We start from the raw sequence: 15,446 nt of genomic DNA on the forward strand, positions 1-15,446 counted from the left end.
CCATTTACATCAGATACACATGCTCGGGATGCGGATGGCTTAAAAAATCATGATGCGAAATAGACCACCCATAGGCTCCCGCATAACGGAATATGATCACGTCCCCAACCCGCAGCTGCGAAACGCGCGCTTCTTTTGCCAGCACATCCTTCGGCGTGCAGAGCTGACCGACGACCGTTACTTCAGCATCTTCCAGTTCCGTTCTCGGAAAAGGGTACGGCCAGTGCGGAAGAGGAATGATTTCAAACGGATGGCTGTGCTGCCAAGATACCGGCAGACGGAAATGGTTCGTCCCGCCGCGGACGATCGCGTAGTGTTTGCCATGATTCCGCTTGATGTCTATAACCTGGGCCGCATACCAGCCGCAAGCCGCCGTTATGTACCGTCCCGGCTCGAACAGCACCTGCAGTCCGTCCCACGCCTGTTCGTCAAGCACATTCTGCAGCTCGCGCGCAAACGTATCCCAATCGAACTGTTGTTCCAGATCCGCATAGTTGACTCCGATGCCGCCGCCCGCATTCAGGACGGAAACGGTCAGACCGAATTCATCGACCCACTGCCGGACGCGCGAGCAATATAAGGAAATCAGCTCAGCGTGGCGCCTAGCATCCAAATTGTTAGAGATCGAATGCAGATGGAAACCTTCCAGCTTGATGGAAGGCAACGACAAAGCGAGGCGGATCGCATCCGGAACTTCCTCTTCATCGATTCCGAACTGTGTCGGCCTTCCGCCCATGGCAAGCGTCGCTTCGGGAAGAGTAGAATGGAGATTAACCCTCAGCAGAACCTGAACGGTCGTTCCGCGCTGCTGTGCGAGAAGATTGATGCGCAGCAGCTCGTGTACGCTTTCCGCATGTATCAGGCTGACCCGGTTGTCGATCGCGCCGGCTAGTTCCAAATCCGTTTTTCCCGGTCCCCCAAACAAAATCGGAACGCTTGACGAAACTCCCCTGATTTTAAGGATCTCTCCGAGAGAAGCGGCTTCAAACCCATGAACGATGCCGGACAACTGCTTCAAAATTTCCATATCGGAGTTGGCCTTGACCGCATAATACAACCGGCACTTTTTCGGAAGCGACTGCACACGTAAGGCCGCATGCTCCCGCAGCGCCTGCATATCATAAATGAACGCGCAAACCGGTTCCGCCCGTGTCTGCGGCCATTGCTCGATAAAATTCACGACTTTATTAGCCGATATCACATTATTCATTGCCGTTTCCTTTCTGTGCTAATTCTGAATATGTACGAAGATGCCCGCGCAGCGCCCGGAACGAAATGCCCCTCTCGTCGCCGAGCACGAACGCACGAACCCCTCTTTCGCGCCAATCCTCGATATCTTCGGCGGCTCGCGGAATCGCACAATAAGGCACGCCGTTCCGCTTGGCCGCGGCGTGCGCCTGCAGCAGCCCCTCACGGACGCGCGGTGAGCGCATCTGCCAAGGTACACCATAAGACTGCGACAAATCCGCGGCCCCCTCAAGCACCATATCAACGCCGGGAACGGATAAAATTTCGTCCGCCCGCTCTACGCCCTCCCGGCTTTCTATCATCGGTACGACCATAATCTCTTCGTTGGCCCGCTCCATATATGCAGCGAGATCATACTTGCCGAACGCTCCCGGCCGCCCGCCGTTCAGGCTTCTTGAGCCGTACGGATAATAGCGGCAGGCTCGTACGGCTTGCTCTGCTTGCTCCTTGTTCTCCACGGATGGTATGACGATGCCCCCAGCGCCTCCGTCAAGCGCCCGCAAAATTTCTTTCGGATTTGGTTCGGAAACGCGCACAAGCGCTGTAATGCCGACCGCTTCAGCGGCCCGAATCATATGTTCCAGCGTTTCCGGATTAACCAGCACATGCTCTGTATCGATAATGACAAAATCGTAATCGGCGCAACCGATCATCTCGACGACAACAGGGGACGGAATAGAACAAAAGAGTCCGAAAACGAGATGACCTTCACCCAGCTTTCGCTTCAACCGGTTCTCCTTCAACATACGCCCGGCCCCCTTTCTTAACGGAAACGGCTGAGAGGGTTGGGGACGTCATGCACGCGTAACTCCGCATCGCCGAATAGACGCCGTTTCGTCAACTGCTCAACCTGAATCGTATCCGCAAACAGATCGAACTGTTCAAACCGTTCGCGGTGCTGCGGATGCTCCCGCTCATATTCGCGAATGACCTCCGCCACAATCCGCCAAAATACTAACTCTTCTTGGCCGAAACGCTCCTCCAGAAACATGCACAGTTCAGCAAGATTAATGAAAAAGAACGCATCGTGGACAAAATCGCGAACAACTGCCGGATCATCCGTTTCAATAAACGAATTCCGGTTTATTTTCGGATGGTGAGCCGGTACCGGATGCAGCGTCGGGCAGGCGCCCGGATCGGCCAGATGGCGGCGCGAGAAACGAATTCCGTCATGAAAATCTTTGAGCGCCACACGTTCCGGCTTACCGTCCTTATGAATCAAAATCATATTTTGCGCGTGTGATTCCAGCGCTACCCCATGCGCATAAAGCATATGAATGAGCGGAACTACGGAACACCTGATGAGCGCCTCCGTCCATTCGAGAATGCCATACCGCTCGATCCACGGGGCGATAAGCGGACGGCCGGACGCTTCGACATGACAAAGCCCATTGAACGGAGCCGCTTCTTCCCCCTTGGACAAATAACCGTGCAGGCTTTCCCTCCAAATAGCGCCAAGCGTGCCGTACGCTTTCGCCTGCGCAAGCTCCGGCAGCGTTTCATGGTCGAACGCCGCTCCTGCCACTTCGCGAAGAAGAACAACGCTGGTCTTCTTCGCAACCGGATCGCCCTCAATTAGTCCGTGAAGCCAGTCGGAAATAAGCGGGGCATTCAAAATCGTATGGCGGGCCAGTATCCGGCCGGTTGACGTATTCGTAATGCTGAGCGGCAGCTTCAAATACGATTTGTCCGGAGACGCTGCGTTCGAAAGCGTGCGAATCGATTGCTGCGGCAGGTACGAATCCCCGCCTTCGCCGAGCGCAATGATGCGGCCTTCAGCGATATTACGGTAAAATGCCGCGCCGACAATCTCTCTCCACTGCCACGGATGAACCGCGACCAGCCTGAATGCTTCCGTTTCTCCTCCTGCTGCTTTGATCTTTTCCTGAAAGCGCGCAAGCGTCTCGTCGCCCAGCTCCCTCCGAATGAATGCGTCGTAGTCGATCGAACGGGAATGCGACAGACGGCAATCGTCCTCAGAAACCGCCAGCCATAAAGGCTTCACTTCCTGTTTAAATTCCGGTCCGTATACGGCATTATCGGCAAGGTTGAAACCGATCCTCGACTTATAGCAAGGATGATAGGGATGGCCATCCAGCACATTCGCTTCCAAAGCGTCATACGACCTTTCCGTTTCGGAAAGCGGTACGGACGGCCTCTGCGCATGCGCCTGAGTGTCTTTTAGCAGCGTCTGAATAAGCTCGTCGTAAAACACGGGGAGACGCTCCTCGCATCCGGCATTTCCAAGCACCTCGGTTACAAACTCCGTGAGACGCGCTTCCGTCGTTACTCCGCCGGGTTCAATCCGTTTTACGGGATTTTGACGGATTCGAATACGGCCGAAGCTTTGCTTAATCCGTCCGATACAAACATAAGCTGCGGTGCCGCCATCCGTCGTCTGCACCGGAACGATAAACCGCTCCTCCCCGCCTTGCAAGCTCTCGCGCTCGAACGGGATGATCCGTTCATATAACAGCGTTTCGAGTAATTGGCTGATAATTCGTTTTTCAACACCATCCATATATTCCGGCTTAATGATATTGGTCCATTCGGCGCCTTTTCCGGCATCCGGTTTTTCTAACAGGTTTGATTGATTCATAGCTCCTCCTTACAGTGGGAAATCGGATTGGGAATGTCCACATAAAGCGGCGATTCCCCCCGTTGTTGAAAACGGCTAATTAAATTGGCTTTCGCGGGAAGCTTCGCATTCGTAAGCAAATCCCCAATATAATCGCGAAGCCTAGAGCAGCTTGATTCGTTTTGTTCATCCTCAAGGAGACGGCGGACAACGGCCCACAGCTGTTTCTCCCCTATGCGGTGATGCCAAGCCAAGGTATGGACCAATGCGCCCAAATGATTGACGAAGAAGTAGTATTTCAGACGAAACCATGCTTCTTCTGCGGGATACAGCACCGGGCTGTCTGCGGAAACGAGCGTCTGAACCCAGCCGGCATGCTCCGCACGGCCGCGGTCGACACTGATCCCTTCCAAATCTCTAACGTAAAACCGGCTCGGCATGCCATTCTCAATAGCAACGAGGGAATTTTGGACATGCGCTTCAAGGCTGACTCCTGTATCCGCCAACAATTTCAAAAGCGGCAGCATCGAAATTCGCAAATAAGCGGCCAGCCATTCTTTCGGATCGGGTATACTTCCATCATGCGACTGCCTGATAGCTTGAATCAGCTTCGGTTCACGCTCCCCGGGAAAACTCTCGAGCAGCGACGCTACGACAAAGCTGTGCCGGCTTTCGTTCCCGGCAAGCTGGTCAGCCTTGCGGAATACGACCGCGAAACTCGCCGCGAGCCGTTCACATATGCCCGGGCTTCCGGCGGCAGCATCGCATCGGATGGTCCGATACCCGGTTTCCGGCAAAATTTGAAAGCTGCCTCTACTGTTAAAGACGCCAAGACTTTTCAAAATTTTGGCTGCGTCTATCGTGCGGCTCACTTGTTCGACCGTATTTTCACGAATAAAGTTCGTAATTCTGACATGCAGCGGGAGCTTGAAAAAGTATCCCCACTCCGGATCCCACACGGTGCGAACGGAAGAGGTCGGGTATACGGGAGAACCGAGCGGTCCGAGATCGATGAGCGTTTTGTCCAGCAGCATCTGCCGTACCGCCTCATCGCGCTTTACATATTGCGCTTGCCACGGATGGAGCGGAATGAGCCGATAGAGCGGTAATCTCTCTCCAAGGAGCCGTTCTGCCTGAACGATCACGGCAGGAGAGATCGCGTCCTCGAAACCGTCAAGCCGTTCTTCTTCGACCAGCCCGGCGGATGCGGCGAAATAGTGCAGCGTAAAGGCCGCCCGGAATTCCGGAGCATAGACCGGAAGCTCCTCGTCTGTGAAACCTTCCGAGCTCTTCGGAGTCGGATGGAACGGATGGCCCGCAAGCAGCGTCTGCTCGGAACCGACGTAATCCAGCCGATCAGACTTGCCGCTCTCCCTGCGTTCAAGAGCGCCGGCGATATAAAACCGCATTTTCCGCATGCTGTTCTCGATTTGCCCGCGTAGTTCCGACAGTCTTTCACTCCGTTTCATATCCTCATCGTATAAGCTGACTTCCTCAACAATCGCGCCGATTAAACGATCCGGTTCAACCGGTGACAATACGCCGCCGCAGTTGGCCATATAAAAAGAGCTGCCATACTGATGCTGACCGGTCTCCGAATAATAGACGAGTTGTCCGGCAATCCGTTTTTTGCTGTGCGGAAGCTCTACCGTGAACGGCTCTCCTTGTTCGTCCGGCGGAAATAAACCGGACTCCGCCCTTTCGCATCTCATGTCGAATGCGCCAATTTCCCGGAGAAAGCTGTTGAGCAGCCCGCGAATCGAAGCGTTCTCGGCCAATCGTCTGCTAATCGGATCGACGGCTGGTAATAATGGATGTCCTTGCAAATTGGTTTCTCCCTTCTATCGAATTTGAGGCGACCGGCTCTCTGCCGATCTGTTAATAAAGCTTCAGGCTTACGCCCGCTTTCTCTTCCAATGCCTTGAGATAAATATGGCGTGCGCATGAAATATCCTCAATGGCCATCCCCATCGGATTCAAAATAATAATCTCTTCATCCGATTCCCGGCCGGCTTTTTGACCAATCACGATTTCCCCGAGCTCCGCATACAGACTCTCACGGGAGAAGCTGCCTTCCAGCACCAGCTGGTTGATCATTTTTTTCTCGCGGTTCGATTGATCCCAGTCGTCCACAACCACTTTATCCGCCTTTAGAAATACATCCTTTTGTACGTCCATAATGGATGTATTGCTGACAAAAACCCCCTTCTGCAGCCATTCATACGGAATGTACGGGGTATCTGTCACCGTGCATGTCACGACGACTTCGCCTTGCCGGACTGCGTTTTCAGCCGACTGCTCGATATGGATTTTAATATTCATATACCGCGATGCAAGCTCGTCTCTCAGCCTTTCCGCTGCTGCCGCATTCACGTCATAAAGATGAAGCTCTTCAATATGCGCAAACTGTTCCAAAAGAGTTCGAAGCTGTGCGCTTGCAATGAGGCCGCAGCCGATGCAGGACACGCGGCGGAAGTTTTTGCGTGCGAGATGCCTTGCCGCGACTGCGGTTACCGCAGCCGTACGCATGCTGCTGATGAGTCCCGCCTCCAAAATGGCGACCGGATAATTGCTTTGCGGATCGTTAAGCGCGATAATGCCGCTCGCCCTCTCGAGTCCTTTTCTTTGCGGGTTGTCGTGCTTGCTTCCGATCCATTTGATACCCGACATAGGAGTGTCCCCCCCGATATGCGCGGGCATGGCGATGATACGGTCAGCGATATGTCCGTCTTTGCTGTCGGTACGCAAGTAAGGTTTAAGCGGCTGGACGTACTCTCCCCTCGCATGCAGTGTCAGCGCCTGCTCGATCGCCTCCACATAAAGATCAGATCTTTCTCCTCCCAGCGAGGCGATCGTTTCTCTGTCTAAATAAAGCAGCGTTGGCGCTTTACCGTTGTTGGATCTTGTCTGTTCAGGCGATATCGTTTGTGCAGTTCCGCCTGCTGCTTTCATGCTCATTTATGTATGCTCCTCTCTTAATTGCAATGCTTTTTATAAGGACGACTCCGGCAGCCCTTCCACCCATTCGTCATTGTAAACGAGATCCAAATAGCGGTCTCCGCGGTCGGGAAACAGGGCAACGATACGAATCGGCCTTTCCGCTACCGGCTCAAGCGTCATAATCAATTGCTGTATCGCCGCAACGACCGAGCCGGTAGAACCGCCCGCAAAGATACCTTCGCTCAGTAGAAGCTCACGGCAGCCTCTGGCCGAATCCCGGTCGCCCACATGGATGACGTCGTCAATTTCCGCTCTGTTCAACAACTCCGGTACGCGGCTTGCCCCTATTCCCGGTAGTTCCCGCGGTCCTGCCGGACTTCCGAAAATAATCGAGCCGACCGCGTCAACGGCAACGACCCGGAGCTGAGGAAATTTTTGACGCATCCTCCTGCTAGTTCCCATGATGCTCCCTGACGTGCTGACGCCCGCCACAAATATATCCGCATATTCGAGCGATTCCGCTATTTCCGAGCCAGCCCCTTCAAAATGTGCGCGCCAGTTGTTATCGTTGGCATACTGATTAATCCAGTAACCGTTCGGATCAGATTGCAGCAGCTGTTGTACCCGGCGTATTCTCGTCTGCAAATATCCGCCTTGATCGTCACGTTCCTCGACCATCGCGATATTGGCGCCCATTTGCTTTAAAATGCTCAGGTTGGTCTTGGCGATTTTCGGATCGACCACACAGGTGACGGTCAGTCCGTATATGCGCGCCATCATTGCTAGAGCTACGCCCAAATTGCCCGAGGTGCTTTCAATAATATGCGTGCCCGTATGGATGGCTCCGCTTTTTAATCCCTCTTCGATGATGAATCGGGCGGGGCGGTCTTTCATGCTGCCTCCGGGGTTCATATACTCTAATTTCGCAATAACTTCGACATGCGTCTGCGGGAACATCCGGCTTAAACGGACCATGGGGGTATTGCCAACACATTCGGCCACCGAGTTTTTAATAGCTGTCAGCTCTTCCTTTTTTTTCAGCACCAAAACCATGATTTCCATCCTCCCTTACTGACCATAAATTATGATATTGATAATCATTATCATTTTATCTATATTCAGATTAGCATGATGTACGACCCTTGGTAAATGATTCGATCGGATAATCTCTACTATCCGATTAGAGTATGTTCTTCACTACTTCCCCCCTATTTGCAGCATTTGTTTTAATACATAAATAAAATCCGCGCCTGATTTTTCAATCTCGAGCGCCTTTTTCATGTTTTGAATATGCTTTTTAACCGTGTTTTCGGAAACGTAAAGCTCTCCGGCAATCCGCTTTATTGAATAATGCCCGCAGAGCATGACCGCGATTTGCTGCTGCCTGTTGCTGAGCGGCGCCGGAAGTGCCGCATCATGACCTAGAAGTGGCTCCTCTGCCGGATTCTTTTCCTGACAAGCGCCATTACACTCAAGAGTCACTTTCACATATTCAGAGATGCCAAGCCGCATCACCTGCTCCACAACGTCGAGATGCAGACCGGCCAGCTTGGCGCGACCCGTCTCATCCATTACGCTAGAGTCGATCGTTAGTCTAATTTTTGTCACAGACATAGCACCCTCCCGATATTCCATTAAAAATCATTCCTAGACGAAATGAAAAAGAGAAGCGACTTTTCCGTTCAAGTTGCTTCTCTTTTCTTTCATGCACCTTATGGTTTCCCTTGTGCCGATAGTGGTTTATGTTCTCCTTCGTGGGCCGCCAAATATTTTTCAACGCGTTTCTCATCCGATATGAGAGGGCATGTATAACAATAACGGTCCTCACCGGGCAGACGGTAATTTAAACAGCATTTTGCCCGAAGCAAAATTTGCTGTCCCTCATGCAGCGGATCATCTACGCTCCGAAAGCGGGTAATTATAGGATTGTACGCTTTTCCGGGAAACCAATCTGATTGATAAGGCTCTGTCATGGCGCGGAAAACATTCTCAATGTTGCTGCGATTTTCGCTTGATTCAGCCTCTTTGATCCATTCCTTCTTCCAATATGCAAGCAGATAGGAGAAGGTAGCCCACAAGTTTGATTCTCGAATTCCGGTATGATACACGGTTTTAGTAAACACGGGATGGACGTTTTCCGAAAGTAAATGTCCAATATACAAATCATTTTTCCGTTTCGGGTCATGGACAGATTTCAATGGATTAAATTCAACCGAATCTGCGATATGAAAGTTTAATCCGCTGCCGTTTACCGTTATTTTCACCTTTTCCACCGACATATCGATGCCGATTTGATGGTGCGTCCATAAATACAATCCCCCAGCAATTAATGAGCCGTAACGTTTAATAAATAGAGAACCGATGACTCTGCTATTCGATGTATTCAAATTTTCACCGAAACGTTTCAGCAAATAAACAAATTGTTCTTCAGAATCCAAAGCTATTGCTTCCTTGTTCGTACATGCTTCAAGTGAAATATTGAATCGATTTTGAAATAAAGGTAAATCGAAGGGAACCATATGCTATGTCTCCTAAAGGGTTAATGAATCTATCTGCTGAATATGATAATCGTTCTCAAAATGAATGTCAAACGAAGCTTGTTATAAAGTGGAATTTGAACAGAAAAAAGATACTAGTAGAACGATCGTTTCAATTCTTCCTTGGATTGAACACGAATATATCGAAGTACCTGCTTGAACATCATGGCAAAGAACACTTCAATGATGGTTCAGCCATGAACCATGCTTGGGGGTGAATATGAACTCGAATCGTTAGAAAAAAGCTCTCCTTTAGGTTGCAGGTTTTGTTATTTAACCTGTCTGACTAAAGGAGAGCTTGCCGCTTTTGGGACAATACCGAACTTGCCGCTTCCGCTGAAGGTTGCAGCCTTATGCGTTATTCAAAACGGATGTCATTAGCAAACGGAAGCACCTGGATATTGCCCGATTCGGCGTCCGTCACCGGCTTCCCGTTGATTGTGACATTCTTGAATACGATATGCTCGACCGTCCTGTCCGCATCGTACCCACCGATTCGCGATGGATTGCTGCAGTCCCCGAAAAAGGAAATATTCTCGTAGCGGATTTGTTCGATTCGTTTGCCCGGTACCGGATTGTACTTCGGGTTGAAGAGCACGCGGATATCGAACAGACGTCCTAACTCGAACGGTTCAACCCGGATGTTCCGGTAGGTCACATTTCGGACCGTATTGTTATCGCCGCAGTTAATCGACATACAGCCCCGATAGTCGGGCTGCGGCTCATGATGCTCCAGCACATCGATATTTTCGAACAGGACGTTCTCGATGACGTCCCCTTTATGGTGATTGCCATGCCCGCCGAGATTCATCGGATGAGCCACGTCCGCCCATAAGACGGAATTTCGGACGGCGACATTCCGCGTGTCCCCCTGATAATCCCAACGGCTGGCGTAAACCGCGATGCAATCGTCGGAATTGCGCATAAACACATCCTCGATCTCGATATCTGAGCTGGCCATCATATCGATCCCGTCCGACCAGCCCTTCGTGCTGAACGCTTTGAAGTTCGCGATCCGGATCTGCTCGGACTTGCCGATATAGATGCTGTAATGCGGCGGATCGATAAGGGCAATTCCCTCGACGCGAATCCGCTTGGAGAAGATGATGCGTACCCCGCGGAATGCGGAAAATCGCCCGAATTCGGTCAAGTAAAGAACTCCTCTGCCGCGGACCGTGACATCGCTGACGGAGTCGCATACCATCGAGCCCGCGACCGCCGCTCCCCCGGCGATGTAAACCGTCTTCCCCGACGGGATTCGCAGAATCACTTCCTCCAAATGATGCATGCCCGGCCCAAAATAGAGCGTATGCGTCTCGCAGCCGTCTGTTCCCGCAGCCGTCAGCAGCGCCAGAAGATCCTCGGTCCGGTGGATACCCGGCTTGACGTACGCGATGCCCGGCTCGTCAGGGGACGGCGCATCCTGCTCGAGCGGATTGGCGAACAGATGCAAATTATGGAATCTATCCCCATTCACTTCCACCGACAGCTTTTGCGGGCCGTCAATGGCAAACGTGATCGTATTGCCGTTAAGCGCGAAAGAAACGCCGCGCGACAACGGACGAATGACGCATTCGTTTACGGTCCCCTCGTTCTTTGTAACCTCAATCTCAATCGGGCCCGAGCAATCAAACATCGCCATAGAGGCATGCCGGACCTGATGCATGTCTACTTTGACATCATAGACGAAGAGCTGCTCCCATTCGCCGCCCGCCGGTCTTGCCCTGACCGTGAAATCGTGATTTTCCGCTACCCCCGCGGGACCCGGATACGTAATCAGTTTTGTTTCATTTGACATATTGGTACCTCCAACCGATTTAGTTTAATAGCCGCCGTATCAAATTTTTCCAATACCAGCAGTAAGAGCTTTACATTACATAGGTTCTAAATAAATAGCTGATCCTCCCGAGCTTTCCAAATGAAACTCAAGTACGGAACCGTTGGTAACCTCGACAGACCGAATACCCACCTCTGTGCGAGTTTCAAGTTCCGGTACGTCCTCATAAATCTGTGCAGCATATTTATTCCCGGCATCCAGAAAATGCAGCGGAATTTTCACAGTACGGACGTTCTCATTATTAATGCATCCAATAAACCACTTGCTGTCCTTGCGTCTTGCAATAATTGCATACTCTCCGATCTCACCCGATATTCCGATTGACTCGTCCCAAGTTACCGGTAGTCGCTCCAAGAATTCAATTTCCTCCTCACCATTCCAATCCGACGGCTTATCATACCAGAACATCATCTGCATTGGACTATAAACAATAACGCCCATTGCCAGCATATGAGCATGTGTTACCTTCAACCGTTTATCAAAATAGCAAAGCGTATAATCACCGGCGCCTGCCTGAAAACGTACAAAAGGTAATGTTGTGTTATGTTTAGCCGTGGGAAAATGCTCGTTTCCCCGAATACCCTCCTGTGTAAGTACATTAGGATAGGTACGTGAAAGGCCTGTCGGACGGTAGGCATCATGTATATTTACCATCAATCCATATTCATGACACTTTTTTACTGCATTTACCACCCAACGTGTCCACTCTTGAGGTCCTACTTTCACAAAACCCAATTTAATACCTGATATTCCCCAATCCTTCCAAATAGGCAATGATTCATCCAAATACGGTTCCGCAGCAGTTCTATCAATATAGAGGAATACGCCTATCCCTTTTTCTTTCCCATATGAAATGACTCTCCTTAAATCCAGGTCCCGGTCGGGATCTTCCCTTCTTGGATCAATTGCTTTATTTTCCGAATCAAGCGATCCATACCAGCCTCCATCAAAAAGAATGTATTGGAACCCATGGTCTGCACAAAAATCGATACAGGCAAACGCACTTCGGGTAGACAGCAGCATATCCCTAAGTGCTTTTCCGGGCTTTACATATGTAAAATCATCAGCATTACAAGCCTCACTTAGGTTAAGTGCCATATCGCTCCGGCATAGCAATTCCGCTGCATGGTCTGCAAGGATGAAAGTACGCCATGGTGTTGCAAAAGGGGTAGTTCCTTCCACATAAGAAGATATACTGTCATCTTCATCTTCGTTTAAAGTAAAACCGTATCCTACATAATCATCTTGCCTATATAGTCCGCACAAATGTCCTGACAAATGTACTTTTAATGTGTTTTCGGCTTCTTGATCCTTTACAATCAACATTCTTGCGTAATCTGTCAGCCCTGCTTCATGAATAAGAACATATCCGCCTTCCGGTACTTGCACGGCAAATGGACGTTCACAATAGCCGCTCACATCACCGACTCGTTTTACAGTGTATTCCCCTTCTACTCCATGCTCTTCCCATGCAAGACTTCCTTCTGGAAATGCAAAGCTTGTATCTTCTTGGATAATGGTAAAACTTTTTAATTTTTCCTGCTCCGGTATAACGTATTGCAATGCAGTACCTTCAATATAGGCACGCAACCGGATTTCCATTCTTCGTCCCAGATCATCTTCCACGCAAACCGTTGCCTCTTCGAAACTATCGTCAATCTCAGCCCGTTCTCCGTATATCGGTTTCCATGTACCTGCCACATTTCTTTTGGTTACTTTTGTTATCGTAAACCTGTCACATAATGGATGGGAATCGGCAAGGTGCAGACCAAGCCTGGAAGGAAGAACAACCTCAGCCCCATTACGCTTAACGGTGTACCATATTTTTCCGCTATCATCTAAACTCAAGCAAATACTATTCTCTCCATATGATGCTTCTACCATCGTACTTTCACCTCAAAATATATATTGCGATCCAGGACGATCTTCTTTCAGGGCAGCGAATGAAGATATCCGTTTCGAGCAGATCGGATTAGCCCAAAGGTTCTGAATCTAGCTTAGACTAGCAAATCATGCTCATTTCATCAATTTCAAAATCATTTACTTTATTTTGATTTCTTTAGAATCTTGTGCCCGTTAGCGTGTAACATCAAAAAACCGCTCACACCCGACGGATATGAGCGGCATATACTCAAGTATTCAGTATATTCAGTATACTCAGTTTACAATCTGCCATCTTTGGTTGGCGCTGCTGCCTCCTCCCCATAGGCCCAGGTCAGACCCGTTGGTCGTACGGCCCATCCCGTCCAGATATAACCCCGTTGCGCGGTTTTGGAGCCGCACATTGTTGCCGTCGATCGAGACGGACCATTGCTGATTATTGCTGGTGCTTGAGCTCCATTGCCCGACATTGGAGCCGTTGGTCGTGAGGCCCATACCGTCCAGGTAAAGTCCGGTTGCGACATTCTTAAATCGCACATAGCTCCCGCTAATTTCTTCAATCCACCGCTGATTATTGCTGGTGCCGGAACTCCATTGTCCGGCAGCGGAGCCGTTCACCGTGCGGCCCATCCCATCGGTGTACAAGCCGGTGGCGGCGTTTTTGAATCTGACCGAAGCAGTCCCCAAAGTTCCTCCTGTAGTTGCAGATACGGCAGCGGATTTTGATCCTCCGGCTACTTCTACCTGATAATAGTAGCTCGAATCAGGGGTCAAGTTTGTATCGCGATATAATGTCGCTGCATTGGGGGCGCTGCTAATCTTTGTAAAGGTGCCATTCGGATCTGTGGAGCGGTAGATGTTATACCCCAGCGCATTCGGCACATCCGACCAGCTTAAGTAGATCGTATTCGCACCCGCTGCCGTTGCCGTCAATCCCGTAATCGAGCCTAACGTGATCTTGTTGCTGAGGCCAACCGTCTTGGCCGCATCGGGCGTGTATAGCAGCATGAAAAGCGGATAATCCTTAAACGCAACCTCAGGCATTCTCGTTTCGTAGGCATAGGCCAAATATTTGTACTTCTCCCCAGTCATATCTTGATTTTCGATATATTTGTAATAGTTATATAAAACACTGTAGAACGCATCGATTCTGCCTCTGCCGTCTGCGTTGATCGTATCATAATATTGAATCGTACTGCTTTGGTTTGCCCGCGCAGGCGTCCATAACACATCGTAACCCAGATGATACTTGAGCAGATAAGTGGTTCCTGCCAGCAGCCGGTCTTCTAGGAAGTTGAATACATTCACTGCATTGGAAGCCGCAGACCTCGCCCCGGTGCCCGGGTCAACCTTCGTACCTTGGGCATAGATGGTCCGCACCAATGTAGACAGTCCGGCAACATTACCGTAAGAATGCCCCACATCGCGCCCCATTTCGATAGCCTGCACATGGTAGTCCGCCGGGTCCAATGCCGCTCCTGTTCGCTCATTTGTCGTCATCCACCGCATCTGATGCTTAATGGAACCGTTTCTTCCCCCTTGATCGCCTGCGGCATTTACGGTTGCAGCTTCTACAGCCTCATCGTAAAGCTGGAGATTATTGGTGAAGATAGCTCTTCCCATCGTTCCCATCACCGTAAACTGATGCTGATTCATAAAAAAGCTATGAGCGTTATAAGTGACGGAAACGATGTCCATGAGATGGGTAAGATTCGCTGTATCCGCACCCGTCCATTTCAGACTCGCCGTAGGCGTATCGGAATAGCGCAGGATTTCCGCCGCCGCCGAGAGAAGATAACTCATCGTAGCTAAACGGAAGTTCGTATGGGTAACGCAATCTACTGCGGCAGAATAACTCCTGATGATTTTCATGGCATTGGTGCGATACGTTTCATCTCCGGTAATATACCACATAACCGCCTGCATGAAAGCGGTTTCGGAATCGGTATTGGCACGCGCTCCTACATATTCGCTGGGATTACTGTAATAGACACCCGTCTCGGGGTCGGTAAACCCCCAAGGCCCTTGAATGTGCCGGAATATATAAACATCTTCATAATAGATTCTTGGCGTTTTACTGGATTGGGAGTCGGCGGCAAAGGCATTAAACGCCGTATTCCAAGGCTCATCCCCCGCTCTTACGTGATCGCGCATGTTGTCCAGATCCGCCTGTCTCATCGCAATGCCAGGATGGTGAATGGTTCCCATTACCGTGTTCCCTGAGGAATTGATATACGACAAATTTGCAGACGTACTTACTACCTGCGGCTTATAAGAAGTAATCAGCGGCGAAATCGCCGCTTTTGCCGTTTGGCTGCCGATCGTGAGAAAGGTCGTCATCGCCAACACCAAACAAAGAATGCCGGAAACAATCCTGTGGGGAAAACTGTTCTTCTTGAAGAGATACATGTCATTAACCTCCTTT

General features: G+C 50.4%; 11 protein-coding genes. All 11 read right to left on the minus strand.

The window, feature by feature from the left end:
• Positions 1–4: 4 nt before the first annotated feature.
• On the minus strand, positions 5–1,210 hold the full coding sequence (locus tag ASG81_RS11525; protein WP_056633671.1) for a type III PLP-dependent enzyme: 1,206 nt from the start codon (positions 1,208–1,210) through the stop codon (positions 5–7).
• Entirely contained in the window at positions 1,203–1,994 is a 792-nt protein-coding gene (locus ASG81_RS11530) for an HpcH/HpaI aldolase family protein (RefSeq protein WP_056633674.1), read from the minus strand. Before ASG81_RS11530 ends, ASG81_RS11525 begins: the two co-directional genes overlap by 8 nt.
• 17 nt (positions 1,995–2,011) lie before the next feature.
• Entirely contained in the window at positions 2,012–3,847 is a 1,836-nt protein-coding gene (locus ASG81_RS11535; RefSeq protein ID WP_056633677.1) for an IucA/IucC family protein, read from the minus strand.
• Positions 3,844–5,652, minus strand: coding sequence for an IucA/IucC family protein (locus ASG81_RS11540; RefSeq protein WP_056633680.1), 1,809 nt, complete (start codon positions 5,650–5,652; stop codon positions 3,844–3,846). The genes ASG81_RS11535 and ASG81_RS11540 overlap by 4 nt, the downstream gene beginning before the upstream one ends.
• A gap of 52 nt (positions 5,653–5,704) precedes the next feature.
• Complete coding sequence (gene sbnB / locus ASG81_RS11545; protein WP_235548832.1) at positions 5,705–6,784, minus strand: 2,3-diaminopropionate biosynthesis protein SbnB; 1,080 nt, start codon at positions 6,782–6,784, stop codon at positions 5,705–5,707.
• Between the two features lie 33 nt (positions 6,785–6,817).
• Positions 6,818–7,819: a 2,3-diaminopropionate biosynthesis protein SbnA gene (sbnA, locus tag ASG81_RS11550; protein WP_056633684.1), complete on the minus strand. Its 1,002-nt coding sequence runs from the start codon at positions 7,817–7,819 to the stop codon at positions 6,818–6,820.
• Between the two features lie 144 nt (positions 7,820–7,963).
• A complete protein-coding gene (locus ASG81_RS11555; protein ID WP_056633686.1) occupies positions 7,964–8,380 on the minus strand; it encodes a helix-turn-helix transcriptional regulator in 417 nt (138 codons plus the stop codon).
• Positions 8,381–8,478: 98 nt separating this feature from the next.
• Positions 8,479–9,285: a (2Fe-2S)-binding protein gene (locus tag ASG81_RS11560; protein ID WP_056633689.1), complete on the minus strand. Its 807-nt coding sequence runs from the start codon at positions 9,283–9,285 to the stop codon at positions 8,479–8,481.
• Between the two features lie 376 nt (positions 9,286–9,661).
• On the minus strand, positions 9,662–11,101 hold the full coding sequence (locus ASG81_RS11570) for a glycosyl hydrolase family 28 protein (RefSeq protein ID WP_056633695.1): 1,440 nt from the start codon (positions 11,099–11,101) through the stop codon (positions 9,662–9,664).
• Between the two features lie 75 nt (positions 11,102–11,176).
• Positions 11,177–13,024, minus strand: a complete 1,848-nt coding sequence (locus ASG81_RS11575; RefSeq protein ID WP_056633698.1) for a glycoside hydrolase family 97 protein — start codon at positions 13,022–13,024, stop codon at positions 11,177–11,179.
• 273 nt (positions 13,025–13,297) lie between these two features.
• The gene (locus ASG81_RS11580; protein ID WP_056633701.1) at positions 13,298–15,430 is read right to left on the minus strand and encodes an RICIN domain-containing protein; all 2,133 of its coding nucleotides are present in this window, start codon (positions 15,428–15,430) and stop codon (positions 13,298–13,300) included.
• Positions 15,431–15,446 lie beyond the last annotated feature (16 nt).

The sequence above is a fragment of the Paenibacillus sp. Soil522 genome (genome assembly GCF_001428245.1).
Lineage (GTDB): Bacteria > Bacillota > Bacilli > Paenibacillales > Paenibacillaceae > Pristimantibacillus.